The organism is Paraburkholderia nodosa DSM 21604 (genome assembly GCF_000519185.1).
Taxonomy (GTDB): Bacteria; Pseudomonadota; Gammaproteobacteria; order Burkholderiales; family Burkholderiaceae; genus Paraburkholderia; species Paraburkholderia nodosa.
Genome location: NZ_JAFA01000022.1, coordinates 71,971 through 97,674, shown reverse-complemented (window position 1 = coordinate 97,674; position 25,704 = coordinate 71,971). Strand labels below are relative to the sequence as shown.

The 25,704-nt window shown below is 61.3% G+C and carries 23 protein-coding genes and 2 pseudogenes; 8 read left to right on the top strand and 17 right to left on the bottom strand.

Features of this window, described 5'->3' with window-relative positions:
- The first annotated feature begins 18 nt into the window (after nt 1–18).
- Together A3CW_RS0127825 and A3CW_RS52560 are read left to right on the top strand one after the other, a co-directional pair.
- Nucleotides 19–792, top strand: a complete 774-nt coding sequence (locus A3CW_RS0127825) for a fumarylacetoacetate hydrolase family protein (protein WP_028206481.1) — start codon at nt 19–21, stop codon at nt 790–792.
- A 106-nt stretch (nt 793–898) separates the two neighbouring features.
- On the top strand, nt 899–1,180 hold the full coding sequence (locus A3CW_RS52560; protein ID WP_154678055.1) for a hypothetical protein: 282 nt from the start codon (nt 899–901) through the stop codon (nt 1,178–1,180).
- Between the two features lie 435 nt (nt 1,181–1,615).
- Here A3CW_RS52560 and A3CW_RS0127820 read toward each other — a convergent pair whose 3' ends face one another.
- The 4 genes from A3CW_RS0127820 to A3CW_RS50625 all read right to left on the bottom strand — a co-directional run bounded on the left by A3CW_RS0127820 (nt 1,616) and on the right by A3CW_RS50625 (nt 4,722).
- Nucleotides 1,616–2,566: a LysR family transcriptional regulator gene (locus tag A3CW_RS0127820; RefSeq protein ID WP_028206480.1), complete on the bottom strand. Its 951-nt coding sequence runs from the start codon at nt 2,564–2,566 to the stop codon at nt 1,616–1,618.
- A gap of 76 nt (nt 2,567–2,642) precedes the next feature.
- A complete protein-coding gene (locus tag A3CW_RS0127815) occupies nt 2,643–2,960 on the bottom strand; it encodes a hypothetical protein (RefSeq protein ID WP_028206479.1) in 318 nt (105 codons plus the stop codon).
- 163 nt (nt 2,961–3,123) lie between these two features.
- The gene (locus A3CW_RS0127810; protein ID WP_154678054.1) at nt 3,124–3,465 is read right to left on the bottom strand and encodes a hypothetical protein; all 342 of its coding nucleotides are present in this window, start codon (nt 3,463–3,465) and stop codon (nt 3,124–3,126) included.
- An 891-nt stretch (nt 3,466–4,356) separates the two neighbouring features.
- Nucleotides 4,357–4,722: a response regulator gene (locus A3CW_RS50625; RefSeq protein WP_028206477.1), complete on the bottom strand. Its 366-nt coding sequence runs from the start codon at nt 4,720–4,722 to the stop codon at nt 4,357–4,359.
- 482 nt (nt 4,723–5,204) lie between these two features.
- Between A3CW_RS50625 and A3CW_RS0127795 the strand changes: the two genes are divergently transcribed.
- The 4 genes and pseudogenes from A3CW_RS0127795 (at nt 5,205) to A3CW_RS0127780 (ending at nt 9,565) form a co-directional block, all read left to right on the top strand.
- A complete protein-coding gene (locus A3CW_RS0127795; RefSeq protein ID WP_028206476.1) occupies nt 5,205–6,248 on the top strand; it encodes a hypothetical protein in 1,044 nt (347 codons plus the stop codon).
- 66 nt (nt 6,249–6,314) lie between these two features.
- Nucleotides 6,315–6,551 (top strand): annotated as a pseudogene (locus A3CW_RS51295) (aldehyde dehydrogenase family protein); the annotation flags it as partial.
- 196 nt (nt 6,552–6,747) lie between these two features.
- Nucleotides 6,748–7,809, top strand: coding sequence for an ABC transporter substrate-binding protein (locus tag A3CW_RS0127785; protein WP_035514149.1), 1,062 nt, complete (start codon nt 6,748–6,750; stop codon nt 7,807–7,809).
- 76 nt (nt 7,810–7,885) lie between these two features.
- Complete coding sequence (locus A3CW_RS0127780; protein WP_028206474.1) at nt 7,886–9,565, top strand: GMC family oxidoreductase; 1,680 nt, start codon at nt 7,886–7,888, stop codon at nt 9,563–9,565.
- Between the two features lie 41 nt (nt 9,566–9,606).
- Here A3CW_RS0127780 and A3CW_RS0127775 read toward each other — a convergent pair whose 3' ends face one another.
- The 6 genes from A3CW_RS0127775 to A3CW_RS0127750 all read right to left on the bottom strand — a co-directional run bounded on the left by A3CW_RS0127775 (nt 9,607) and on the right by A3CW_RS0127750 (nt 15,967).
- Nucleotides 9,607–11,034 carry an aldehyde dehydrogenase family protein gene (locus A3CW_RS0127775; protein ID WP_028206473.1) on the bottom strand — a complete coding sequence of 476 codons (1,428 nt, stop codon included), beginning with the start codon at nt 11,032–11,034 and terminating at the stop codon, nt 9,607–9,609.
- Nucleotides 11,035–11,054: 20 nt separating this feature from the next.
- Complete coding sequence (locus A3CW_RS0127770) at nt 11,055–11,855, bottom strand: ABC transporter permease (protein WP_028206472.1); 801 nt, start codon at nt 11,853–11,855, stop codon at nt 11,055–11,057.
- A gap of 5 nt (nt 11,856–11,860) precedes the next feature.
- A complete protein-coding gene (locus A3CW_RS0127765) occupies nt 11,861–12,769 on the bottom strand; it encodes an ABC transporter permease (protein WP_035514146.1) in 909 nt (302 codons plus the stop codon).
- Nucleotides 12,770–14,104 (bottom strand): NAD(P)/FAD-dependent oxidoreductase, encoded by a 1,335-nt coding sequence (locus A3CW_RS0127760; RefSeq protein WP_028206470.1) that lies wholly within the window; start codon nt 14,102–14,104, stop codon nt 12,770–12,772.
- 2 nt (nt 14,105–14,106) lie between these two features.
- Nucleotides 14,107–14,820 (bottom strand): HAD-IA family hydrolase, encoded by a 714-nt coding sequence (locus A3CW_RS0127755; protein ID WP_028206469.1) that lies wholly within the window; start codon nt 14,818–14,820, stop codon nt 14,107–14,109.
- Between the two features lie 70 nt (nt 14,821–14,890).
- On the bottom strand, nt 14,891–15,967 hold the full coding sequence (locus A3CW_RS0127750; protein ID WP_028206468.1) for an ABC transporter ATP-binding protein: 1,077 nt from the start codon (nt 15,965–15,967) through the stop codon (nt 14,891–14,893).
- A 100-nt stretch (nt 15,968–16,067) separates the two neighbouring features.
- On the opposite strand from A3CW_RS0127750, the gene A3CW_RS0127745 reads away from it, so the two are divergent.
- A complete protein-coding gene (locus tag A3CW_RS0127745; RefSeq protein ID WP_028206467.1) occupies nt 16,068–17,039 on the top strand; it encodes a LysR family transcriptional regulator in 972 nt (323 codons plus the stop codon).
- Nucleotides 17,040–17,064: 25 nt separating this feature from the next.
- Here A3CW_RS0127745 and A3CW_RS51290 read toward each other — a convergent pair whose 3' ends face one another.
- The 6 genes and pseudogenes from A3CW_RS51290 to A3CW_RS54465 form a co-directional block, all read right to left on the bottom strand.
- A complete protein-coding gene (locus A3CW_RS51290; RefSeq protein WP_245623758.1) occupies nt 17,065–17,358 on the bottom strand; it encodes an FAD-linked oxidase C-terminal domain-containing protein in 294 nt (97 codons plus the stop codon).
- A gap of 65 nt (nt 17,359–17,423) precedes the next feature.
- Nucleotides 17,424–17,665 (bottom strand): annotated as a pseudogene (locus A3CW_RS51285) (transposase); the annotation flags it as partial.
- Nucleotides 17,666–17,855: 190 nt separating this feature from the next.
- Entirely contained in the window at nt 17,856–19,010 is a 1,155-nt protein-coding gene (locus A3CW_RS0127730) for a porin (protein WP_028206464.1), read from the bottom strand.
- Between the two features lie 213 nt (nt 19,011–19,223).
- Complete coding sequence (locus A3CW_RS52555) at nt 19,224–19,391, bottom strand: hypothetical protein (RefSeq protein WP_154678053.1); 168 nt, start codon at nt 19,389–19,391, stop codon at nt 19,224–19,226.
- Nucleotides 19,388–20,131: a DUF4198 domain-containing protein gene (locus A3CW_RS0127720; RefSeq protein WP_028206463.1), complete on the bottom strand. Its 744-nt coding sequence runs from the start codon at nt 20,129–20,131 to the stop codon at nt 19,388–19,390. The genes A3CW_RS52555 and A3CW_RS0127720 overlap by 4 nt, the downstream gene beginning before the upstream one ends.
- Before the next feature lie 73 nt (nt 20,132–20,204).
- Nucleotides 20,205–22,262: a PepSY domain-containing protein gene (locus A3CW_RS54465; RefSeq protein ID WP_081771840.1), complete on the bottom strand. Its 2,058-nt coding sequence runs from the start codon at nt 22,260–22,262 to the stop codon at nt 20,205–20,207.
- 103 nt (nt 22,263–22,365) lie between these two features.
- Here A3CW_RS54465 and pdxR point away from each other — a divergent pair, with 103 nt between their 5' ends.
- Nucleotides 22,366–23,883: a MocR-like pyridoxine biosynthesis transcription factor PdxR gene (gene pdxR / locus A3CW_RS47845; RefSeq protein WP_051481754.1), complete on the top strand. Its 1,518-nt coding sequence runs from the start codon at nt 22,366–22,368 to the stop codon at nt 23,881–23,883.
- Here the strand turns inward: pdxR and A3CW_RS0127705 are convergent.
- Entirely contained in the window at nt 23,870–25,663 is a 1,794-nt protein-coding gene (locus tag A3CW_RS0127705) for a methyl-accepting chemotaxis protein (RefSeq protein ID WP_028206461.1), read from the bottom strand. The two genes, pdxR and A3CW_RS0127705, sit on opposite strands and share 14 nt — an antisense overlap.
- Nucleotides 25,664–25,704: the final 41 nt, after the last annotated feature.

Sequence of the window (25,704 nt, the reverse complement as noted above, 5' to 3'; positions counted from 1 at the left end):
AGCACGAGGAGACAGTGAGTGAAAATTCTCAGATACAGCAGCAACGGCGAGGTTCACTACGGAGTCCTCCGCGACGGCGGAAAGATTGAGCGGCTGGGGGGCTCCCCACTGGACAACGCTGAGCCGAGCGGGCACTTCGATGAAGAAGCTGCTATCAAGGTCCTGAGCCCTTTCTACCGGCCCCGTGTCTTTGGACTGGGCTACAACTACCGTGCGCACTCGAAGGAGGTCGGCAAACCGACCCCGACGCGCCCCGTACTTTTCATGAAGCCCAGCACGACAGTCATCGGCCCACTTGAACCGATTGTCTATCCGGTCGACGGTGAAAACGTCCACTTCGAAGGCGAGCTCGTCGTGATTATCGGCAAGGAGGCACGCAACGTCCCGGAAGCAGATGCTTTCAGGTACGTGCTTGGCTATACATGCGGTAATGACGTCAGCGACCGCGTCCTCCAGCGCCGCGAAAGCGAATTTGGTTGCCTGCTTGTGGGCAAGGGCTACGATACGTTTGCTCCGATTGGCCCGGTTGTCGAAACCGAACTCGACCCGTCCGGCCTGCGTTTGATCACGCGCGTCAACGGCGAGGTGCGCCAGGATGGCAACACGTCGGCGCTGGTCTATGGCGTTCCAGCGCTGATCGCCTATCTCAGCAAATACATGACGCTTCTCCCGGGCGACCACATCATGACCGGCACGCCGGCGGGCGTCGGCCCCATCAAGCCGGGCGATATCATCGAAGTCGAAATCGAAGGTATCGGCACGTTGTGCAACAACGTCGTACTGGCCGGCTGAACATCCGCGGAGTGATGCGGAAACGCCCGCCATCCGGTAGATGCCGGCACACGAGGCGAAGCTCACGCGCCTAACCAGTTGGTGCACCGACTGCTGGAGAATACGGATGGACCACGAGGAAAAGCGTTTTACCTGTGCCCTCATCGCGGCATCGCTGCCCGTCTGCCTGCTTGTTTCTCAAGAATCAGGACGTGGCAGCGAGACGCTCGGCGCCTCGCACGTGCAAACCGACGTCGGGCCAGCTACCCAACGCGTGTCGCGCACGCGTCCTGGTGGCTTCATCCAGTCGCTACCGTGCATCATGATCCGCCTGGGTCAGTGGGGACGACGCTCGCTTCGTCAGGTTTGTAACGTCAACGGGGCTCGTGACCGGAAAACCACGAAGTAAATCTCCGGTGAGTGCGGGGACCCTTGTGCGGGTTCGCGGTGGTCGCTTGCTCAGTCGGAGCCACCATCCAAAGGCGCGACAGCGGCGCAAGCCGTTATGCAATGAGACGACGCAATCACTTGAAGCCCCGGTGTCGCGCCTCGCTTCGTGCGCACGCTGCTCGTCATTCGCCCCCGTCACCTGCCAAGTAAGCAATTGCCATGGCGTATCGACCGCCATATGGACTTCACTTTCCCTGGCGGTGACCATGGCCATTCACGCCGATGCGAGGTTCAGCTGTCGGAGCGACCTCCCGCTGCCTCCATCGACCAGGCTCGTACCCGGCGAGATCCTGGCTGGGCGGTCGCGCGCTGATCGTCGTGCCGGCACCGCGGTACATCTTCGTTGATCCAGGCCAGGTGCGCGAAGCTGCACAACGCCCTTCACATTCGCGAGTCACACCCTCTCGCTTGCGCTGTCGAGCACCCGCAGTTCGCCGATATAGTGTTGGAGGATCTCCGGAATGTCCCCACGTAAGCGGTCAACCCAGGCGCGCACCTTCTTCTCGAGGAATCTCCGGGACTGGTAGAGCACATAGACGTTCACAGGTTGCGGGACATAGCCAGCGAGCAGTCGGATAGCGCGTCCGCTCCTTAGCTCCGGAAGCGCCGTAGAGATTGGCAACAAACCAATTCCGAGGCCCGCTGCGACGGCCGGAGCCAGCGCTTCGGGCATGTTCACGGAGAACCCCATGTGCCCGATGTCGACCGAATAGATGCGATCGTCTCCCTGGAAAACCCATTGCTCTGCCGGAAAGACAGCATTCGCCAGCTGGACGCAGATGTGTCGCTCCAGATCCCCGGGATGATCTGGCATCCCGTGTTCCCGAAGATACGCTGGCGACGCACAGACTACCCCGCCCATGCTTCCGAGCCTCGCGCTCACGAAACTTGAGTCAGGCAGTTCAGGTGCAAAAACAACCGAGCAGTCGTATCGATCTTCAATCATGTCAGCCGGCGTACTGGACAGCGTCAGGTCGAGCTGGACAGTCGGGTTTTCGCGCTTAAAGCGGAGGACCGAAGGAAGGAGCAAGTTCTGTCCAAAGCTCGAAATCGCGTGGACTTTCAACTTCCCCGTCAATCGCGTCGCCGACGCAGCTGCCTCAGCTTCTGCTTCTTCAATGTTCTTGAGAATTTTCTGGCATTGATGAAGATACTTCTCACCCGATTCTGTCAGAGCGACGCTTCGCGTCGTACGATTCAGTAGACGGATGCCTAGATGTGTCTCCAGCTGTACGACAGACCGCGAGACCACCGACGTTGTCGTGTCGAGGCTTCGCGCAGCCGCCGCGTAACCGCCCGTAGACACGACCTTCGAGAAAATCCGCATGCATTGAAGAAGATTCATGGCAAAGCTGAAAGGGACGAGTACGGATATGTTCACACCGCACGAGACGATCGTGAGTCGATCGGTGCACTCGTGATCAATCGGACGCTGTCTGGTACATCCCGGCTCTCTTCTCCACGGGTGTTAAGCCATGCACCGACGCGTGAGAAATGCGAGCAATGGCTTGCACGACCTGCATTTCGCACTCGTAGAAGACGGCTTTCGTTACGGCAGCCAGTTGTTCATCGTATAGGCAGACCAGTCGCTCAACGGGCGAACTCGCGGCGAGCAACCATATCCCCGATTCCTCGGCGTGTTCTGCGGCGAGTTCCAGAACCTGCTCGGCAGCAGTAAACGTGTCGACCTCCGCACTACCCACCCCCTTCTTCCACATGTAGTAGGACGAGTAGGACACACGAGCAAGTTCACACAACAGGTATTTGTTTCCCTTTCCCGCTCGACAAACAGCCAAAGCGAGATGTACGGTGAGAGCGCGTCCTCGCACTTCTTCGTCTGGCAAAGGGAGCAGGGAACCGTGGGGCTGCACCCAGTGCACATCCTTTTCGCGACGGGGTTTGTTACCCCTTCTTCTGCGCATGGGACTCAATCACTGATATATTTGTGTTGGAAACTGGAACCGACGAACGGTTGGCGACGTCCGTGAGCGAAAGGATTTTCGGCTCGGACTGCGCTTCCCTCAGCAATAACAACGATTCGGGCTCTATGTAACGCCACAGAGAGCGTGCACCGGAGGGTAAATACCCGTCCGAAATCGCGTCATTTAAAATGCGGATCAAACTCCCGAGCACCGAACGGATTTCATGAATTGGCAACGCAGTACCGTGCCGTCTCACGCACTGGCGCGCCCCCTCTGTACCTGCGAAGACGAAGCGCTTCTGAATTTGTTCGACGCTGTACATCCAGCCTCCGGGAGACGCCCGGTTCCAGCGCTCCTCCCACGCCAAAGTTCGCATGGTGTGTGCAAAATTGTGAATCTGGTAGACCGCGAACCAGAAGAATGGCCACTCTGCGATTCGCAATCGCCATACTCAAAAGTTGCGGTCCTACGTTTCATCGGAGTCACGATTCCTTCCAGATCCCGCACCCATACATATTCACCGACTGTGTCATTGACGGTCGCCGCACGTCCGGCGGCGAGACGCTCCACCTGCCGTCGCGATGCTGAAAGAAGAATATCTCCGTGGGCTTCTCAGACCTGGCAAACGCCACGCGGACACATCGAACTCGACCAAGCCTCTGCGGTCGGACGCGACGGACCTCCAATGACGAAAGTGCGGCTGACCCGAACCACTTTTCAACGTGGAACCGCAAGGTACACTCTTCAAAATTCACGTTATCCTCCTCGCCACGGGCTACGAGTCATGCGCGCCCTGCACGCCGCCGCGTCGGTTGATCGCGATATCGCCGCGAATCATGACGCACTACTAGCATTCAGTCGCCTTTGCAAGCGACTCATAATGCTATCGTTCGCACAATAATACATGCTGGATCGGCAAAATGCAAAATTTATGAGCTATCGTTCTGTGCGTACGTTAGCACCATAAAGACCGGTGCTTTCCCGCGGAGTGGCTGGCTTGACCCAGGAAACTTTCCTGTATCTGAATTATGTTTCTTCTGACCCCGCAACGTCCGAGCCAAGTGCTGACGCAGGCGTTACTTTCATGACTGGCTTCGCCTGACACAGGATCATCGGCATGTGTGCTGACTTTCATTCAGACGAGTTACAGGGCCTCATGCTTCCGGTGCTCAAGCAACGCTTACGAAAGAAAGGCAGCTTGCCGCGTCGCAAATTACCGATGAGCGTCTAGCAGATTGCCAACCACTTCGATCAGACGCGCTATCGGTGTGGGCTTCCTCAACAGGACGTCCCATAAGCGTTCGCCTGGGGGAGGCTGCTGCGGCTGCGCAGCCGAAAGCATGACAACAGGAATGGCCGCTGTCGCTTGGTCGGCCTTCAGCCGGCGGCAAAGCGCAACGCCGTCCATACCAGGCATCATCCAGTCCGTAACGATGAGGTCGGGCCGGTCTGCTTCGGTGATGGAAACGGCAGCATCCCCACTGAGCGCGGTCAGCACACGAAATCCCTCACCCTCCAGAATGATGCGGAGCGGGCGCAGGGTCTTCCTGTCATCGTCAACGAGAAGGATCGTGTCCACGGTGATCGGGTCGTTGGGGGAGGGAATGGACCGTGAAGCAAACAGTTTCCCGAAGCAAATATCATTCCTGGTCACCGGGCCTACCTGCCTTGCTATGCCGGGAGGCATGCGACGCACGGCGCCCCGATGCCAGCCTTGCCGACTCGGCCCCACTTCAACTTCGCCGCCTCCCGCTATTCCGCCGAGTGGTTAGCGCTGCGAACCGATCTTCTCGGGCAGTGTTTCTGGTTGCAGCTCGACAACGAGGACGACGCGCGCTTTGCCACCGTCTCCAGCCGGCGGGGGCATTTTCTCGCTGTCGTTCGCGCCGCGCCGCCGTGGCACCGCACCCCGCATTCCCTCTACGGCCTCCACCCAGAGAACGACCACCGCCCATCACCGCGTTCTGGGACGAAACGCCCGACGCTACGGTATATCGTGCGCTCGCACGTTACATCCGCAGGCACATTGCTCCGCACTCAACGCGGATCGTCAGGTCCTTCGTGGCAACGGGCGACCCGCTGGAAATCGGTTGCCGGATACAGTCCGACGTGCGCACGCTCCGTGCGTTCACGGACGTCCTCTGGTCACGGGCGATTGAACCTGAGGTCGAGCTGCGCGGCTGGCCCGGTCGAAAGCCACCATGGGACGTTGTCGGTGGGCTGCGCAACCACATCAAGGACGGATGCTGCGTAAAGGGCGCGAATGCATTGAGTCCTGCGCAGGCCCGCTGGGCTGGATATCACGCTGCACGCGTCACGCTGGGCGCCGTCTGGCAAGAAGCGAATCTGCGTGCCGCACTCGTCGCCCACACGGGTGTTGCGGAATGGTCTGATACGGAGTCCTATGCACCATGGAGTAACTGCGCGTGGCTGGCCAGAGCGACGCCCGACGGCCTGCAGTTCGTCACCGCCGCGGCTTCTGCTTGGGGCGCCGCGCCCCAAGCAACCAAGTCCGAACGACGCGCAGCGTACACGGACGCGCTTGAGCAGCGCCGTGATGAAATGCTGGCCGACCATTCCGGCGCGTGCCTGATATGGTCGCGCGATGCCGGGTGGACCGTCATCGAAACGATTGAACCTGCGGAGCTCGATCTCCGGCGTCGGCGCCTGGTCGGGTTCAGGGGCAAGCGCCTGTGGTGCTGGATCTACCGCACCCGGGACAGGCAATTCGCGGCGCGACTGGCAGGGGCCCGGCTGCAGGCGATCGGCGCCACGCCAGGTGACGCCATCACAGCGTTGCGGCGCAGCGCCATCGACTATCAGCGCGTCTGCCACGTTGCCCTGCCACACACCCCGGCTGTCCCGCTTGTCAGACCTGAACCGATGGATCCGCTGCTCGCCGGCAGCTACCACGCGCTGGTTGGTGATGTCCGGCACTTCGGCGGCTTCTGGCGGGCGGGCCCCACCTGGGCGATGCTGCGCGCCGTTACCAGCAAGCCAAGATCCGCGGCTCGCAGCGCCTCTAGCGCACGCGTCCCCGCTGTGCCGCCGAGCGCGAAACGGCACTGGACTGATAACGCTATTTTCAGTCCAGAGCCGACGTGAAGTGAGAGTGGTCGCCGTTAAATCGCGTGTACAAGGAATACCTCCCCGTGCAGCGTCCTGCTTCCCGCCAACGACACGCCATTCGGCCTCGCGTCGTACTTCTACAGCCAGGACGTGCGCCGTATCGACCGTATGTCGCGGGCGCTGGAGGCGGGCATTGTCGGCATCAACGAGAGCGCGATTTCAAGTGAAGCCGCTCCGTTCGGCGGCGTGAAGGAATCGGGCTACGGCCGCGAAGGTTCGAAGTACGGTCTCGACGACTATCTGTCGATCAAATACCTCTGCCAGGGCGGCCTGGATTGAGGTAATCCCGGAGGTCCATGAGGCTCGCGCCAACATAACATCAGGTCATGGACACTCCAACAATTGCGGTATTGCCGCCGCGAAATTGACTCAATATATTCACTTCAAACGCGCGCCTTTTCCGTTTGTGCAATTGCGGGAAAGCGCGCCGCCTGCAAGACGTCCACCGCTTCACCCATGTCGAGGAAACGCCGTGATGAAGATTGCAAGGTTCCATTGTTCGAGCTTTCCGCTGCGCCCGCTGGCCATGACATTGCTGTTCACCATCGCGGGCGCCTCGCCGGCCTTCGCAGCGGGCAAGATCACCTTCGTGTCGCAGGGCGGCGCCTATCAGGAAGCCCAGACCAAAGCGATTCTCGACCCCGCCGCGAAGCAGCTCGGCATCACCATCAACCAGGACAGCATTCCCGACGCGTGGCCGCAAATCAAGGCGCAGGGCGAAACGGGCAAGCCGGTCTGGGACGTGGTCGACACCCCAACTGCCAACTGTCTGCGCGGCGGCCGCGCGGGCCTGCTGGAAAAGCTGGACTTCTCGAAGCTGCCCAACGCGGCGAGCGTGCCCGCCAAGTACCGCACGCCCTATTCCGTTGCATATGAGTTTTATTCGACGGTAATTGGCTACAACAAGAAAACGCTGAAGAAAGTGCCGCAAAGCTGGAAGGACTTCTGGGACGTGAAGAACTTCCCCGGCACGCGCGCGCTGCGCAATGATCCCGTGACCGTGCTCGAAGCCGCGCTGCTCGCCGACGGCGTGCCGCGCGATAAGCTGTATCCGCTCGACGTCGATCGCGCCTTCAAGAAGCTCGAACAGATCAAGCCGGACATTACCGTGTGGTGGACGTCGGGCGGCCAGTCCGCGCAATTGCTGCATGACGGCGAAGTCGACATGGCCATGATCTGGAACGGCCGCGCGAGCGCCGTGATGAAGGACGACCCGGACATCGGCTTCACGTTCAACGACGGCATTCTGCAAAACACGCAATTGTGCGTGCTCAAGAATGCGCCGAACCTGAACGACGCCGTGCGCTTCATCAATGCGGCGCTGTCGCCGGATCTGCAGGCCGATCTGCCGCTATATATCGATTACGGTCCGGGCAACCCGGCTGCGTTCAAGACCGGCAAGATCAGCGAGAAGCGTGCGGCCGAACTGCCTAGCTCGCCGGCCAACGCGGCGAAACAAGCGTTGATGTCGGAGGAATGGTGGGCGTCGGAGCCGGGCATTCAGGCGAAGGCACGCTGGCTCAAGTTCATGCAGTAACGCACGACTCTCTTCACGCTCCTCATTCCTCACGTGCCGCGCATCGTGCGAGATGCGCGGCCCACTCCCTCCACACGTGATCGACTATCTGATTCTGGGCGGCGGCTCGGCGGGCTGCGTGCTGGCCGCGCGTTTGTCGGAAGACAGGGGTGCGAAGGTTTGCCTCGTCGAAGCGGGCCGCGATATCTCCGCGCATACCATGCCCGACGCGATCCGCACCCGCTATCCGGGACGCGCGTATCTGGAAACGCGCAACCTCTGGCAGCAGTTGAAGGCGCGCATGAGCGCGAGCGCCGCCCTGCGCCGCTATGAGCAGGCGCGTTTGCTGGGCGGCGGCTCCGCTATCAACGCGCTGATGGCCAATCGCGGCGCGCCCGCCGATTACGACGAATGGGAAGCGCTCGGGGCCTCGGGCTGGAACTGGGCGTCGTGTCTGCCCTACTTCCGCAAGCTCGAAACCGATTCCGATTTCAGCGGCCCGCGTCATGGCAGCGACGGGCCTTTACGCATCCAGCGCACGAAGTGGCCGCGGATCTCGCCATTCGTGCGCGCCGTGCTCGATACGCTCGGCCAGAACGGCTACGCGCTTCATGGCGACCAGAACGGCCCGTGGGAAGACGGCACGTTCATCGGGTCGATCGCGGTGAGCGCGCAAGGCGACCGCATTCCGACTTCGGTGTGCTATCTCGACGATGCCGCGCGCGAGCGCCCCAATCTTTCGATACGCACGGGCGAAGTCGTCGAGCGCGTCCTGTTCGATGGCCACGTAGCCCTCGGCGCGCGCATCGTGCGGGCGGACGGTACGCGTGAGGACGTGAAGGCGCGGCGCGTGATCGTCTCCTCCGGTGCGATTCATAGCCCCGCCTTGCTGATGCGCAGCGGCATTGGCCCAGCCGATGAACTCGCGGCGCATGGCATCGACGTGATTGCCGATCGCGCGGGCGTGGGGCGCAACCTGATGGAGCATCCGTCGATCGCGGTGTCGGCGTTTTTGCCGCGCGGCGCTCGCACGCCGTTTCCCGACGAGCATCATGAGCAGGCGATCGTGCGGTTTTCGTCGGCGCTCGAACGCACGGTGCCCGGCGACATGCACGGCGCGATCCTGTCACGCTCGGGCTGGCATTCGGTGGGCTACCGGCTCGGCACGCTCTTCTTCTGGGTCAACAAGTCGTATTCGCGCGGCCGTGTGACGCTCGCGTCGTCGAGCGTGTTCGACGAGCCGAAAGTCGATTTCGCCATGCTCTCCGACGCGCGCGACCTCGAACGGCTTAAGCTCGCGCTGCGCTTTGGCGCGGCGACGCTGGCCTCGCCCGCCATGGCGGGGCGTCGCGACGTGATCTTTCCGTCGAGCTATTCGCCGCGTGTGGCGGCAGTGGCCGTGCCCGGCATGTGGAACGCGGTGCAGCGCGGCTTGCTGAGCGGTTTGCTCGACATGGTCGGGCCTTTGCGGCGCGCGTTGATCAAAGGTGTCGTGACGCAAGGCGTGACGCTCGACGCGCTGCTGGCCGACGACCGTGCGATGACGGATTTCGTCAAACGTTCGGTCGGCGGGACATGGCATCCGTCGGGAACCTGCCGCATGGGTTCGGCCAGCGATCCGCTCGCAGTGACGGATTCAGATGGCGCGGTGCATGGCGTGAAGGGCTTGCACGTGTGCGATGCCTCGCTGATGCCGTCCATTCCGTGTGCAAACACGAATGTGCCGACGATCATGATGGCGGAACGGGTAGCGGACCTGCTGCGTCTCCACGCATAAGGCCGTGGCGCGCGGTGACGTGCTGTGACATTGCCGGCGTATCACTCGCCGTAGCCCACGATCCCCTTGACCTCCAGAAACGCCTCCAGGCCCCACTCGCCGTACTCGCGCCCGTTGCCAGACTGCTTGTAGCCGCCAAATGGCGATGACGGATCCCACGCCGGATAGTTCACGTACACGCTTCCTGCGCGCATTTGCAGGGCCACGCGCCGCGCGCGCTCCCGATCCTTCGACTGCACGTATGCGGCCAGCCCGAACGGCGTGTCGTTGGCGATCGCCACGGCTTGCGCCTCGTCTCGATACGGCATGATCGCCAGCACCGGCCCGAAGATCTCCTCTCGCGCAATGGTCATTGAAGGAGTCACGTTGGCGAACACGGTTGGCTTGACGAAGTAGCCGCGCTCGAGGCCATCGGGCTTGCCAGGGCCGCCCGCGACTAGCGTGGCGCCCTCCTCGACGCCGATCTCGATGAGCCGCTGCACGCGTCCGTACTGCACGTCGCTGACGACGGGGCCCATGGTGGTGTCGGGGCCGTCAGCCGGTCCTACGCGCTGCGCACGGGCGACGCGCGCGGCAATCTGCGCCGCTTCGTCGTGACGCGAGGCCGGCACCAGCATGCGCGTGGGCGCATTGCACGACTGGACGCTGTTGCTGAAGCACGAAAGCACGCCCGACGTCACCGCCGCTTCGAAATCGACATCGTCGAGCAGGATGTTGGCCGACTTGCCGCCCAGCTCCTGATGCACGCGCTTGACCGTTGGCGCCGCGAGCCGGGCAATCTCGACACCCGCACGCGTGGAACCCGTGAAGGACACCATGTCGACCCCGGGATGCGCCGCGAGCGCCGCGCCGACGGTCGGGCCATCGCCATTCACGAGATTGAATACCCCTTTGGGCACGCCGGCCGCATCGACGATTCCGGCGAACAAAAGCGCGTTCATCGGCGACACTTCGCTCGGCTTGAGCACCATCGTGCAGCCCGCGGCGAGCGCGGGCGCCACCTTGCAGACGATCTGGTTGATCGGCCAGTTCCAGGGCGTGATGAGCGCGGCCACGCCCACCGGCTCGTGATTAACGAGCGTCGTGCCCTTGAGCCGTTGCCAGCGAAACTGCGCGCAGGCGCGCAGCGTTTCCTCCAGATGACGTTTGCCTAGCGCTGCCTGCCACGCGCGCGACAACTGCGCCGGCGCGCCGATCTCGCGTGAGATGACCGCAGCCATCTCGTCATAACGGTCGAGATAGATGGCGAGTACGCGTTCGAGCAACGCAACGCGCTCCTGCACGTGCGTTTGCGAGAAGGTGGTGAACGCACGCCGTGCCGCGGCAACCGCGCGGTCGACGTCGCGCGTGTCGCCGAGCGCGACCTCGCCTAGCGACTCCTCCGTGCCAGGGTCGATCACGGCCAGCCGCCTCGCTCCCGAAGGCTCGACCCACTCGCCGTCGATATAGAACTGCTGCATATGCTGCATAAAGGTTCACTCCAGGAGAGTCAGGCCGCCGCCGCCGCCGATGAGCGCCTGCTCACGACGACGATCAGCACGAGGCACAGCGTAATGGCCGTGAGCATCGTGCTGATCGCGGCGATGGTCGGGTCGATCTCGTCGCGCAGGGTGACGAACATGCGCCGCGTGAGCGTCTGGTTGCTGCCGCCCGAGACGAACAGCGCGACGACGGTTTCATCGAGCGCCTGAATGAAAACGAAGACCATGGCCGAGATCACGCTTGCCTTGATCTGCGGCAGCGTCACCGTCATGAAGGCCCGCAGGCGGTTCATGCCGAGGCTGCGCGCGACCATTTCCTGGGTGCGGTCGAAGGTGCGCAGATCCGCGCCAACGGAAATCAGCACGTAAGGCAGGCCGAGCATGGTGTCGGCGACGATCAGGCCGCTGAGCGTGTTCACATAGCCCGCCTGCGTGTAGACGAAAAACACGCCCACGGCCACGATGATGATCGGCACCATCAGCGGCAGCATCAGCAGCGTGCGCATGTAGCGCATCGACCAGTGCGAGCCGTTCTGAATGCCGTAAGCGGCCATGATGCCGAGCGGCGTGGCGAGCAGCGCGGCGGACGTCGCGGCAATGAAGGTCGTTCGCGCCGCCGCGATCCACTCGGGGTTGTCGAAAAACGCGTGATACCAGCGCAGCGAATAGCCGGGCGGCGGGAAGGTCAGAAAGCGCGCGTCGGAGAACGACAGCGGCACGACGATGATCACCGGCACCATCAGGAACGCGAGGATCAGCATCACCGAGGCGCCCAGCGTCACGCGCCCGAACGAAAGTTGGCTACTCATCTGCATCACTTGGCTCCCAGCGTCTTTTCGAGCGGAATCACGCGGCTCACCGCATAGAAGATCGCGAACACGCAGATCAGCAACACCACGCTCACCGAACTCGCCGCGCCCCAGCTGTTGTAGATCTCGACGTTGCGGCTGACGATCATCGACACCATCATCGACTTGCCGCCGCCCATCAGCTCAGGCGTGATGTAGAAGCCGAGGCACAGCACGAACACGAGCGTCACGCCCGCAAGCACGCCGCTCATCGACAACGGCAGGAACACGCGCAGGAACACATGCAGCGGCGAGCCGCCGAGGCTCGCGCCCGCTTGCGAGAGGTTCGCGGGAATCTTCTGCATGGCCGAATAGAGCGGCAGCACCATGAAGGGCAACAGGATATGCACCATCGCAATGACCGTGCCGAACTGGTTGTATGAAAGCTGCAACGGCCGGTCGATCAGGCCCATGCCGAGCAGCGCCTTGTTGATGAGGCCGGTGCGCTGCAACAGCACGAGCCAGGCATAGGTGCGCACGAGCACGCTGGTCCAGAACGGCAGGATGATCATGCCGAGCACGAGCGCGCTCCAGCGCGGCGGGATGGAAGCCGCGAAATACGCCACCGGATAGCCGAGCAGCAAGGTCACGGCTGTCACGATGAAGCTGAGCTTGAACGTGAGCAAGAAGGTGTCGAGATAAGCCCCCGTGAACACGCGTCGATAATTGACCAGCGTGAAGGCGCCGTCGTGATAGATGGACTGCCACGAGAGCCACGCGAGCGGCACCACCAGCAACACCACGATCGTCAGCAGGGCCGGCACCATCAGCAGCAACATCGTGCGATCTTCGCGACGCTGGTGACGCACGGCGGGATCGATGGTGGTGGCGTGAAGCATGGTCGGGTCTTGAAACATCCGTTTGGCTGTTGTCATTCATGCACCCACGGCGTCGAGAAACTGATACCACGCAGCGACGAGCCTGACGCCCGGCGCGCGCAGCGCGTGAAATGGCACGGGCCGAAGCCCCTCCTGCGCGAGCATGGCCAGCTCCGGCTTTTCGCCCAGCGCGAGCGCCGCCGCGTGCTGGCCGATGAGGCTCGCCATCGCTACCCCCGCGCCGTTGTAGCCGAGGCAGAACGTGGTCCTGTCGTCGCTGCGCCCCATGTGCGGCAGTGCGTTGAACGTCATGCCGACATAGCCCGACCAGCGGTACTGCACGGGCACGTGCGCGAGGTCGGGAAAGAGCGCGACCATTGCGCGTTGCAGCGCGTCGAAGCCAGTCAGCTCCCCTTCCTTGCCGAACGCGTCGCGGCCGCCGAACAGCATGCGGCCATCGACTTTGCGGAACCACTTCATCATACGGCGCGTTTCGGTGTAGCTGCGGCCGTTGACCATCAGGCGCGCGTCGAGTTCGGGCGGCAGCGACGCGGTGGCGATCATCGCGCTTCTGAACGGCACGAGTTCGCGATGGTACTGCGAGGTCGCATCGGTCAGGTTCGAATACGCGTTGGTCGCAACGATCACCTGCTTCGCGCGCACCGCCCCGCCTGGCGCGCGCAGCAGCACGCGGGCGTTGTCGGCGCGCTGCATGTCGATGACCGGCGTCGACTCGTAGACCGGCACGCCGCGCGCCGTGACGCCCGCCGCGAGGCCGCGCACGTATTCGAGCGGCAGGATGGTGCCCGCATCGGCGCTCAGCACACCGCCGACGAAACCCTTCGATCCCGTTTCGTGCTCGATCTGCGCCCGCGTGAGTACGCTCATCGAGGTGTCCTTGAGCGTGTTGCGCACCCAGTCGGCTTCTGCGCAGATCGATGCCAGCGCGCGCTCGGTATGCGCGCAACGCAGGCTGCCAGTATGTTCGAAGCGCGCGCGTTCGAGGTTGAACTCGTCGATCAGGGACTGCACCGCGCGCACACCGTCATGCGCGAGCCGGTGCATTCGTATGGCGACGTCGAGCCCGTGCGAGCTTGCGATCGACGGGAACGAGAGGCGGAACTTCGACGACACCACGCCGCCGTTGCGCCCGCTCGCGCCCCAGCCAATCGGATTCGCGTCGAGCACTACGCAGTCCACGCCGCGCTGTTGCAGCGCATGGGCGGCGCTCAGCCCCGAATAGCCCGCGCCGATGATCGCCACTTCCACGTCGAGATCGCGGGCGAGCGGCGCGCCGGTGCTGACCGGCGCGTCCATGGTCGGCACGCGGCCGGCCATCGCCCGCCACAGCGATGCGGCATGCGGGCGCGGTAAGTTCGTCGGCGCGCGCATCGTCAGGCTGCGGCGCGCAGCTCGTCGTCCACGGCGTCCGCGAGGCCGGCGAGCGTCGCGAACTTCCAGGTCGGCGTGGTGAAGCTTTCCGGCGTGGGTGTGGCGCCGTAGCCCTTCATGCCCTGACGACGCTCGATCCAGCACGTCGAGTAGCCGAGTTTCGTCGCGATGCCGATGTCGTGATACTGGCTTTGCGCCGTGTGCAGAATCTCGCTGAACTTGTAGCCGAAGGCCGCCTGGCGTCCGCAGTTATAGGCGAAGAATTGCGGGTCGGGCTTGGCGACGCCGGTTTCATCGCAGCATACGGTGTCGTCGAACGGGTCGCCGAGCGTGTGGGCGTAGGCCGAAAGCGCGACGCGGTCCGCGTTGGTCATCGCGACGAGGCGAAAGTGCTTGCGCAGGCGCTTCAATGCGGCGACGGAGTCCTCGAACGCGGGCCAGTCGAGCACGTCGCGCTGGAACGCCGCCGCGCACTCGGGGCTGTCGGGCAGGCCGAGCTTCTTCGCGAGATGCAGGTAGACGTTCGCCATTTCATGGCTGGAGCGGCCATAGAACTTCGCGCGGCCTTCCATGTACGGACCGAAGATCTGGTCGTCGGTCAGGTCTTGCGCCTTCGGACCGCCAAGGCGGCGCACGGAGCCGAGCACGCCCGCCTCGAAGTTGATCAGCGTGCCGACGACATCGAACGTCAGGACCTTGAAATCGGTGAGCTTCATTGCTTCATCCTCTACGGGTTGCGTATCTGCGTTTGCGTCGAAATCGCCCGTGCACAGGCGGGGAATGAACTTATGCGGGTACGACGATGGTGTCCTGCGGATCGAGCGCAACGGTCATGGCTGCGCCCGGCTCGGGAATGCGTTGCCGCGCGTCGTGGCCGCCCGGCTGCCTGAGGCTGATTGCGGTGCCGTCGGCAAGCGACGCGAACACGCGCAGGCTCTCGCCCTGATACAGCACTTCTGTTACCCGGCACGACAGGCGGTTGGCTTCGGCATGACGGCTCTCGCCGTCGATGACCAGTTTCTCGGTTTGTACGGCGAGCAGGAGTTTGTCGCCACGCGGCAAGGGGTGGGCGGTACGCAGGAGCGTGTTGCCCAGGCGCACGGCATTGTCGCCTGCGCGGCTCACGTCGAGCAGCGTCGCCTCGCCGATGAAGCTGGCCACGAAGGCATCGCACGGGCGATCGTAAAGGCGCTCGGGCGTGTCGATCTGGACGAGCTTGCCATCCTTTAGCACTGCCACACGATCGCTCATGGTGAGCGCTTCGCGCTGATCGTGCGTGACGTTGACGATGGTCGCGCCGAGCTGCCGATGCAGCCTGCGCAGCTCGATCTGCATGGTCTCGCGCAGTTGCTTGTCGAGCGCGGAGAGCGGCTCGTCCATCAGAATGAGCTGCGGCTGGAACACTATGGCGCGCGCCAGCGCGACGCGCTGCTTCTGCCCGCCCGAAAGCTGATGCACGCTGCGGCTTTCATAGCCCTTGAGCTCGACCATGGCGAGCGCGTCGGCAACACGCTTAGCCCACGTCGCCTTCGGCTCGCGCCGCGCGCGCAGCGAGAACGCCACGTTTTCCCCCACCGTCATGTGCGGAAACAGCGCGTAGTTCTGAAACACGATACCGATATTGCGCTTGTGCGGCGGCTCAAATGTAATGTCTCGTTCGCCAACCCACACGCTGCCCGAACTCGGCTGAACGAATCCGCCCAGAATGCCGAGCAACGTTGTTTTGCCCGATCCCGACGGGCCGAGCAGCGAGACGAACTCACCCGGCGCGATATCGAGCGAGACATCGTCGAGCGCTGTCACAGCGCCATAGCGCCTGGTAGCACCCCTGATTGACACTCCGGTTTTATCACGTTTATCCATGGTGTGGCTCTCACGGTCAAAGCATCAGTTGGAAAAAATATAAGGCGCGATCTTTTTGGCGGCAATTCCAAAATTGTTGGATGAGGCATAACATCAGGTCATGCCAAACCTTCGCAGGAAATTGCCGAGCGCCAACGCGCTGTTCGTGTTCGAAGCGGCCGCACGATGCGGAAACTTCACGCGCGCGGCGCAGGAACTCTATGTGAGTCAGCCCGCCGTGAGCCGCATGCTGGCGCGCATGGAAGATCACATTGGTGTGAAGTTATTCGAACGGGTGCGCGGCGGCATCGAGCTGACCGACAACGGCAAGATTCTCTACACCAAGATATCCGAAGGCTTCAGCGGTATCGAGAGTGCAATACGCGAGATCGAAGCGCGCGCGACCGGCGTGGAGACCGTCACGCTCTCGGTATCCACCGGCTTCACCACGCACTGGCTCATGCCGCGCATGAGCCGACTGCATCAGGCGTTTCCTTCAGTTGACCTGCGGTTTCAATTGATATCGGGGCGCATTGGCGGCCCGCTCGTCGACGTCGATCTCGGCATGCGCTTCGTGCACGACGAAGAGATCGACGAGAACGCCGTGCTGCTGATGCCGGAAACGCTGCTCCCGGTATGCAACGCGCGGTATCACGAGCATGCGATGAGCGATGCGGGCCGCGAGTATGGCGACACGGTCATCATCATGGACGACGAGGAGCGCGGCTGGCACGAGCGCTTTCAGGCCTTCGCCTCGAAGCGGCGGCATGCGCAGAGCATGTTGAGCTTCAACGACTACGCCATCGTGGTGCAGGCCGCGCTGCTCGGCCAGGGCATTGCGCTCGGCTGGCTGACCGTGACATCGCACTGGCTCGCGCAAGGCGCGCTCGTGCCCGCTGAACAGGAACTGCTCGTGACGAGCCGGCGCTGCTGCCTGCTCACGCCTCCCAACCGGCCGCTTCGGCCCATCGTCGCCGATGTGCGCGACTGGCTCATCGAGGAAACGCGCAGCGACATGCGCGTGGTCGAGAGCAAGTATCCTGGGCTCGGCTTGCGCGATGCCCTCAGACAGACGGGCATCGTGCTGGATTAGCAGCCGCGCCGCAGCGCAGCGCGCCTCACAGGACCTTTCCGGGATTGAGCAGTCCATCGGGATCGAGCGCCTGCTCGATGCGGCGCATCAGTTCGATCTCGGCTTCGCTGCGCGTATGGGGCAGCCACGGCTTCTTCGTCAGACCAATGCCGTGCTCGGCGGAGATCGTTCCGCCGAAGCGGCGCACATTCGTATAAACGATCTCGTTGATCGCCTCCTTCGGCTGCGGCGACATGCCCGGCACACACGCGACGATATGCAGATTACCATCACCGACGTGTCCGTAGAACCGCGCGCTATCCTTCCCCCTTCGACACATCCCTTTACCGGCGGCCCCTTCACAACGGCATCTGCCGGCCAAGTGGCGCATCGCGCCGGCATGCTCATCACGTCCAGTTCGCGATCGCGTTCGGCCAGCATCTTCTTGCTTCCTGAGCCGGGCATTCTTTTGCTCCAGCTGCTTCAGTGGCTTGACGTCGGCCGCATCCATGCCGCCATGTACTGGCGCCAGTTATCGATTGTCTGGTCGCTTACCCCGTATTTCTTTGATATCTCCGCGACCGACGTCTTGTCCGCCTCGCGCAGCGTCGTGACCATCTGTCCTCCGTGAACCGGCTCTTCTTCATGGTTTCCATTCTCCGTTGGAAGCCATTCTCTCAAGTTTCAAGTGGTCCGAAAATCGCCAGGCATGTCAAATTCCTTGCCAGTTCACTTTGCTTTGAATGCCATCCGATTGCTGCCTGAGCAGCTGATCGCGTACGAGACTCATTTTCACCGCACCCGGCGCGTCAAACTGAAGCGTGCTTCAAGCTTCTGCTAGAAGCGATGCCGGATGCCAACAACTCCTTGTACCTGGTTCTGAGTTGTGGAGGCGGTCAGGCCGTTGAGGTTTGCGACCGCCTTCCCGCCGGTCGAATCGGTGCCCGACGCATGCTGGTAAACCGCGACTGTGTAAAGGTCAGTTCGCTTGGATAGGAGGTAGTTAGCCCCGATCGCGCCTTGATTGTACGTTGCACCGTTGACGCCATATCCTTTCAGGTAGTTATAGGCGACGCCGAGGTGGAGGAACGGCGTGAGTTGATAGCCGACATTGGCTTCAATGTCGTGGAATCTTGCGTCGCCGCCTGCGCCGGTAGCCGGGAGACCCGGTAGCGTCCCGATATCCTTGAACTGCGTGTTGCTGTATACAACGCCGAACGTAGCGGCACCAACGACATAAGAAGCGCCGGTGACGAAGATCTGCTGGCTTTTCGCGGACGCATAGCCCGAATACACGCGGCTTCCGGTCATGTTGGACCCCGTAGTGCTTGAAGCCGCGGTATTGCCAAAATAGGAAAAGTTAGGATCTCGCGCGTTAACGAAGGCGGTGCCAAGCGTGAGTGGTCCCAAATTGTAGTTCGCCCCGACTGACCAGATCTGATTCTGGTTGAATTTCCCAGCGACACCCCCGAAGCTGTAGAGGCCCGCGAACGTCAATCCACCGTACGACACGCTGCGAAACTTGATCGCGTTGTTGACGTGGTTGCTACCATCTGTGTTGTCTACATCGCCAGGATGGGCGCTAGCGAATCCGCTCCACATTTGAGCCGCCACGAACATGTAGGTCAAGTCGTTAATCAAATCATATTGACGCCCGAACGTGACGGTACCTATGTTCGACGATGAAAAACCGACATAGGCTTGGCGTCCGAACTCGTCGCCCCCTTGACCTAGCTTTCCGTTCGCAACACTGAAGCCGTTTTCAAGCACGAAAAGTGTTTGCAGTCCACCGCCGAGGTCCTCAGTGCCTCGTAGCCCCCAACGGTCGCCACTCAGATTTCCGGCGACCATCGAATACTGCTTGTGGCCACCAATGTTGTTCGCATAGTTCATGCCGACATCGATCACACCGTAGAGTGTGACGCTGTTCTGAGCATGTGCCGTACATGCGAAGGAGGCTGCGAGCGCTGCCGCAGTCAAGGACTTTTTCATATGAAGGTCTTGTGGTTGGATAAGAAAATAAATTGAAACGACGTTCGTCTCGCGTCGTCACCAGCCCATCCCGGATGAGGCACGGTAAATAGGAGTCCTTCTGGATCGCGACGTCGAGATGAATGTAACTGGTTGCGGTGCAGCGCTTCCGGGAACGATGAAAACGCCGTAAACGCCGGCAACCATAGTTGCCGCCGTCCAGGGAAGCCTTCCTTACTTCATGACGAAGCGCGCGCTGCTCATCGACTTGTCTTCCATCGTTACGAGAGCGATCACCTTGTCGCCCTTGACAAGCTTCGTGCTGCAAGCGGCCGCGGCAAGTGCGGCCAGCCAGAAATTCGTTTCATTGGGGACAAGCTCCAGCAGATAACGCTTGATCACTCGGGCAGGTGCTGCAGCACGAACGACAGTGTGGCCTTATGCTCGTCCTGGTTCGCCTTCGCGGGTTCCGACGGCGGCGTATCGAGTGTTGCTACGACCACGTTCAGACCCTGGTTGCGCACCTTGATCGTCACGGTGCCGTCTGCGCCGGTCTTTAGCGGTTTGGAATCAGGGTCATTGACGAAATCCGGCTGCACCTCGGCACCTGGCGCGGGCTTGCCGTCGTAGAGCACCCGAACCGTGAGCGCCTGGCCCATCTGATCCGGCATCTGTTTGCCGACCGGCACGATCTGCAGCTTCTGCCCAGGCAGTACGGGCATCACGCCATTCAGGGGCCGGCACAGATGCACCGCGTACTTGAATGTGTGCTCGCTGAACGTGGCGCCGGGCACTTCGTCCTTGCCCTTGTTTTGCCACTCGCCGTTCGTCGTCTTACTCCACAGGCCGTAGTCCATCATCCCTGCAACGATTGCCGGCTGCTTGTCGGTATTCACCACGAGCAGCGGCCCGTTGGGCGTGAGCTGCGCGGAGACCTCCTTGCCCTGCTCGTCGTAGGCTGTGACGCTCTTCACCTTTTGCTGGCGCTTGATGACATCCAGGTCGTCGCTGCCCTCGCCGTAGATCAGCGCCAGTTGGTTCGAGCGCTGCGCGAAATAGATGCCATGGGCCTGCGCCAGACTGGCGGCGCCCATGCCTGCAAGCAGGCTCGCAACGACAGCAAGCTTTCCGATGATCCTCATTTGTGTCTCCTTTCAGTGGTTGAAAAAATGCCGCCTTTGTTTACACTTTTTCCGGCAGTGCCGGCCTTTCCATCTACAGGTCGAGTACCAGCATCCGGCTATTGGCACGCGAACAGCAGGGAGTGAATCGATCGTTCCTGTTTTTCTCGTCGTCGGAGAGAAACACGTCGCGGTGCTGCGGTTCGCCTTCCAGCACGCGCGTCACACAGGTGCCGCAGACGCCTTGCTCGCAGGACGCCGTAATATGGATTCCCGAATCGGCCAAAGCAGCTATTACCGTCTTGTCTGCAGGGACACAAATAGTCTTGCCGGTGCTCGCGATCGTGACGTCGAATTCGACATTGTTGTCGGATTCCCTGCGCTCAACGCTGAAACATTCCCTGTGCATACGGTCCTTGCGCCAGCCTTTTTGCAATGCGGTGTCGATGACCGCATTCATGAACGCCTCGCCGCCGCATAGGTATAGGTGCATTTCGGGACCGTGCGTTTGGAGAAGCGCGGCTAGATCTATCCGTTGCTGTTTCTCGTCTTCCGTGAAGTGGAAGACAACGCGGTCGGCGAATTTCGAGTGCTTGATGCGGTCGACAAAGGCTGCGCGCGACGGCGAGCGCGCGAAGTAATGCATTTTGAAATCGGCTCCGAGATCAGCCAGGTGTTCCGCCATGCAAAGAATCGGCGTAATACCGATACCACCCGCGATGAGCAGGGAGTGCTTCGCAGATTCCACGATCGGGAAGTGATTTTTCGGAGCGCTGACTTCAATTAAGTCGCCTTCCTTGACCTGCTCATGCATGGCCCTCGACCCACCGCGCGTAGGTTCGGTGCGCATGACGGCAATGAGATAGCGATGTCTTTCGTCAGGAGGATTGCACAGTGAGTATTGTCGAACCTTTCCGCCGGGTACACGAACATCAAGGTGGGAACCGGCCGTAAACGACGGCAGCGCTTTTCCGGCAGGGTCGACAAGTTCAAAAGATTGAATGTTCTCCGCTTCGGCCGCTTTCCTGGCCACTTTCAACGCGAGAGTCGTTCGGGGCGACACGGGAGCCGGCGGAGGCCGTTTGCCGCGCAGATAACTGCCAATGCCGAGGTAAGCCAATACCGGTACAGAGAGCATGCCGATCAGTTGCAGCAATTGAACAAATCCGCCGCTCAGCCATCCGTAATGAAACGCAAGCGCCGTCAGGTAAATTCGATGACCTAAGCTGTTCTCCGAATATGGAGTAAAGCGCAACACTTTACCTGTGCTTGAATCGAGACTAGCAACGGAAAACGCATTTATATGCGGTGCGTCGCGTGCGACAAGATCGAAGTTGAACGCATCCCCGGGCTTGCCAGGGTAGCGAATGCGGGCATATATTGGTTGCGGCACCAATGCCTGTGCGCGTCGCCAGAGGGCCTCGACTGGCAGGCTTTGCGCATCGGCCCGCACGACCAATTTAGGAGAAGGTGCGGGGGGCTTCGAGGCCGTCAGTGTGTAGAGTGCATCCCTCACGAACTGAAACGATTGCAGCGCGCCGGTGAGCGCGGAGGCAAGTACGATGATACTGACATAGGCGCCGAGCGTTTTGTGCAGACTGAGCCAGCGCGCGCGACCGGTGAGCTTGGGCTTGATCGTGACGGGTCGCCTGCGTTTGCGCAATGTCTCTGGAATCCACAGAGCCAAGCCGCCACCGACCAGGACAATCGCGAATGTCAGCGCAAGCGTTCCAGCGAAGACGCTTCCATTCTTCTTCAGAAACTGAAAGCTGTGCAGGCTGGCCATCGTACCGAACAGGCCGCCGTAACGATCCTCGTTTCCAAGCACTTTGCCAGTGCATGGATTGACGTAGTACCACCGGTTGTCGCTGAAGAGAACACGCGTGCTGGAATCCGCGTCGGCGTATATGCGCACCTGCTTTGGCCGGCCTGCGACTGGATTAGAAGCGCTCGCATTGGCAATCAGCGTATCGAGCGGCAGGCGGTTTTTGCACGATTCGACTTTGAGCAGACCGTGGTAGACGACGGGTTCGAGTGACTCTCGAAACAGCATGCCCGCGCCGGTAACCGCCACCATGACGACGAATAGACCAATGCTCAGGCCTATCAGGCGATGTAACTGACGAATACACTCACTTAGAGATACACGCATAGGAACCCTAATAACTGAAAAGGCTTTGTTCGATGGCGAGCCTTGACAGTACGCGTACCCGCTGCGAACCTATCAGTCCAATTCAAAAAGTTGGTTAGGTCCAATGGTTGACTCGTTGCTTGCTGACCTCCTGGTCGCCCGTCTCCGTCGAGACGGGACCGTACCACTACAGATCCAGATCGCGAACGGGATCCGAGACGCGGTATCCGACGGCACGCTGAAGGCTTCTGCACGTTTGCCGTCCTCCCGAACGCTCGCGGCTGCCCTGGAAGTCTCCCGAATAACCGTTGTAACGGCTTATGAAAGGCTGTCGGCCGACGGCTATCTCCATACCGATTCCACGAGTGGCACGCTTGTCTCCGACAAGCTGCCGCAATCGATGAAGTCGGCGCCTCGGGAATCAACCGCACGAACCCTTTCCGAGCGCGGGGAGCAACTGATACACGCTCCTGCAGGCATCCAGGAACGCAAGGGGGCCTTCGTGCCGGGTGTTTGCGATACGGATTGTTTTCCTTATCAGATTTGGAGGCGTATCCAGAATCGCTATCTTGGAGAGCAGCATGCGGACCTCATGGGCTACTCCAATCCAGGTGGATATCTGCCGTTGCGCCGCGCGCTGTCGGAATATTTGTGCGTATCGCGCGCGGTCCGGGCCTCCCCGGAACAGATCATCGTGACGATGGGGACCAATCAGTCGATTGACCTTTGCTCACGCATTCTGGCCGACGTGGGTGAACTGGCCTATGTTGAAAACCCTTGCCACTGGGCGACGCCAATCCTGTTGCGCGCCAACGGGTTGGAAGTGGAGGCTATTGCCGTCGACAGTAACGGTATGAAGCTCGAACGATGTTTGCGCCGACCTCGACTCGTGGTGACGACCCCATCGCATCAGTTTCCAATGGGGGTGACGTTGTCGGACGAACGGCGTGCCTGTCTGCGTGCGGCCGCCGCGCGGTGGGACGCATTCGTTCTGGAAGACGACTATGACAGTGAGTTCCGATATGACCAGCGTCCGCTTCCGTCTCTTCAAGGCGATGATGAAAACGGCCGTGTCATTCTGATGGGAACGTTAAGCAAGGTAATGTACCCCGGCATGAGGCTCAGCTATATAGTTGTTCCACCTGACTTGGTCGATTCCTTCGCAGCTGCGTCGTTGCGCCTATACAGACCAGGGCACCTTTCCTTGCAGGCCGCAACGGCAGACTTTATTGCGGACGGGAATTTCTCGAAGCACATTCGGCGGATGCGCGATATATACGGTGCGAGACAATCGGAATTGCTCCGATGTCTGGACCATTCCTTTGGCGATGCACTTGAAACTTCGCGGAACGCGGCGGGTCTGCATATGACAATCAGGATCCGGGATCTGGTTGACTTCGATACGACTGTATCGCGATCGCTTGAACAGGGAATCTACCTTCGCCGGCTGCACACGTTCAACCAAGGCGATCCGGGATTTCGTGACGGATTTCTGTTGGGGTTCGGCGGGCTCGATATCGAAGCCATCCGTCCCGCTGTCCAGACCTTCGCCCGCATCGTCGAGAGCGTAATATCCGTGCCGGATTCGCGGAATCACCCCGCGGACGCTTCCCGGCAAGCGCAGATGTTCAGTCGACCTTGAATCTTCCGATCGTCGACGCCAAGGCGTCTGCCTGGGTCTGCAGCGCGGCCGACGCCGCTGCCGATTCTTCGACCAACGCCGCATTCTGCTGAACCATGGCGTCGAGTTGCGTAACCGCTCGATTGACCTCCTGGATTCCGCGTGTCTGCTCCGTGGTAGAACGTGCGATGCCCGAGATGACCGATTGCACATCGGCCGAATTCGCGACAATCTGGTTCATCGTCTCGCCCGCTCGACGCACTTGAGACGATCCGGCTGCAACGCGCGAGACCGTCTCCTCCACGAGTTGCTTCACTTCGCGCGCGGCCTGCGCGCTGCGCTGGGCGAGACTGCGAACTTCATGCGCGACGACGGCGAAGCCACGGCCTTGCTCCCCTGCACGAGCGGCTTCGACAGCGGCATTGAGCGCCAGAATGTTGGTCTGGAACGCGATGCCGTCGATGACGCTAATAATCGCGCCGATTCGGCCCGACGCTTCCTCGATCTCTCCCATCGTGCCAACCGCATCGGACACGACCTCACCTCCGCGCGAAGCCATTTGCATCGCGATGCCCGATCGCTCGTCGGCCCCGAGCGCCGCGGCGGCAGACCGGTCCACCGTCCCTGAGATTTGCTCCATCGATGCGGCTGTCTGTTGCAGGCTCGCTGCAGCAGATTCGGTGCGGGACGACAAATCGTGGTTCGCCTCGGCAATTTCACTTGCGGCGGCACGCACCGATTCGCTCGCACCGCGGATTTCCAACATTACACGTTGAAGTTTGGCGACGAACTGATTGAACGAACGCGCGATGTTGGCCACTTCATCCCTGCCCTCGTCCGGTAAGCGCTGCGTCAAATCGCCCGCGCCCGAACCGATCGCTGTCATGGCCAGGCAAACGTGACCTAGGCGACGGAACGCCGTCGTGGTAAGGGCGACGCCTATCACGGATGCGATGCAGACGATGACGATAAGAGAGATCAGTGACGCACTCAATAGCGAGCGCATTCCAGCGGTCGCCTCGGATTCGTCGAGGGCGATCACGATGTCCCAATCCGTACCCGGCGCACTCTGCGCGCGCACCATTTTCGTCTTTCCGTCGACCACCAGTTTCATCGGCGCATTCCCCGGGCCTGCCGACGCGGTGGTGACGCCAGCGAAATCCGCTGCGACATCAGTGACCGGTTTGAGCTGCAGCTTGGGATCGGGATGTGCAATCACGCGGCCGCTGTGGTCGATCAGCATGCCGAAACTTGACGGGGTCGGATGGATCGATTTTACGTTCTCAATTACGCTGTCCAAGGCGATATTGCCGTCCAGCACAGCCTTCACCACGCCGTCGCGTATCACGGGAATCCCCAAGCCTACCAGCAACGCCCCGCTCGTACTGACGTAAGGGATGGCGACGGGTTTGCCCGATCGCACGGCGGCTTTGTACCAGGGTCGGCTAGTCGGATCGTAGCTGGCAGGAGGGTTCGGCCAATCGTTGAATTTCGCGGTTTTGTCCGGGTAGCCGACGCCCACGTCAAAGAATCCACCGGCGACGGCGATCTGTTGAAGCATGGGCAGAGAGTCTGCCGTCAGCACCACATCCTGCAGCGATGAAACCATTTGGGTTTTCGCAGCGATCCACTCGCTGATTGCAGCGGCGTGATCGTTGGCGGACGACGTCAAGTCGTGATCGATTGCAGCCTCCATGCTCGACTTCGCGATCGAATAGTCAGTCGCGGTGCTGGAGACGACGGAGAAAACGACCAGCGCTATGCAGGCAAGAACAACGCGCGTGCGAATGGACGATAGCATCGGGTGGTCTCTATGGTTCTTATGATTTAATTTGCGCACGC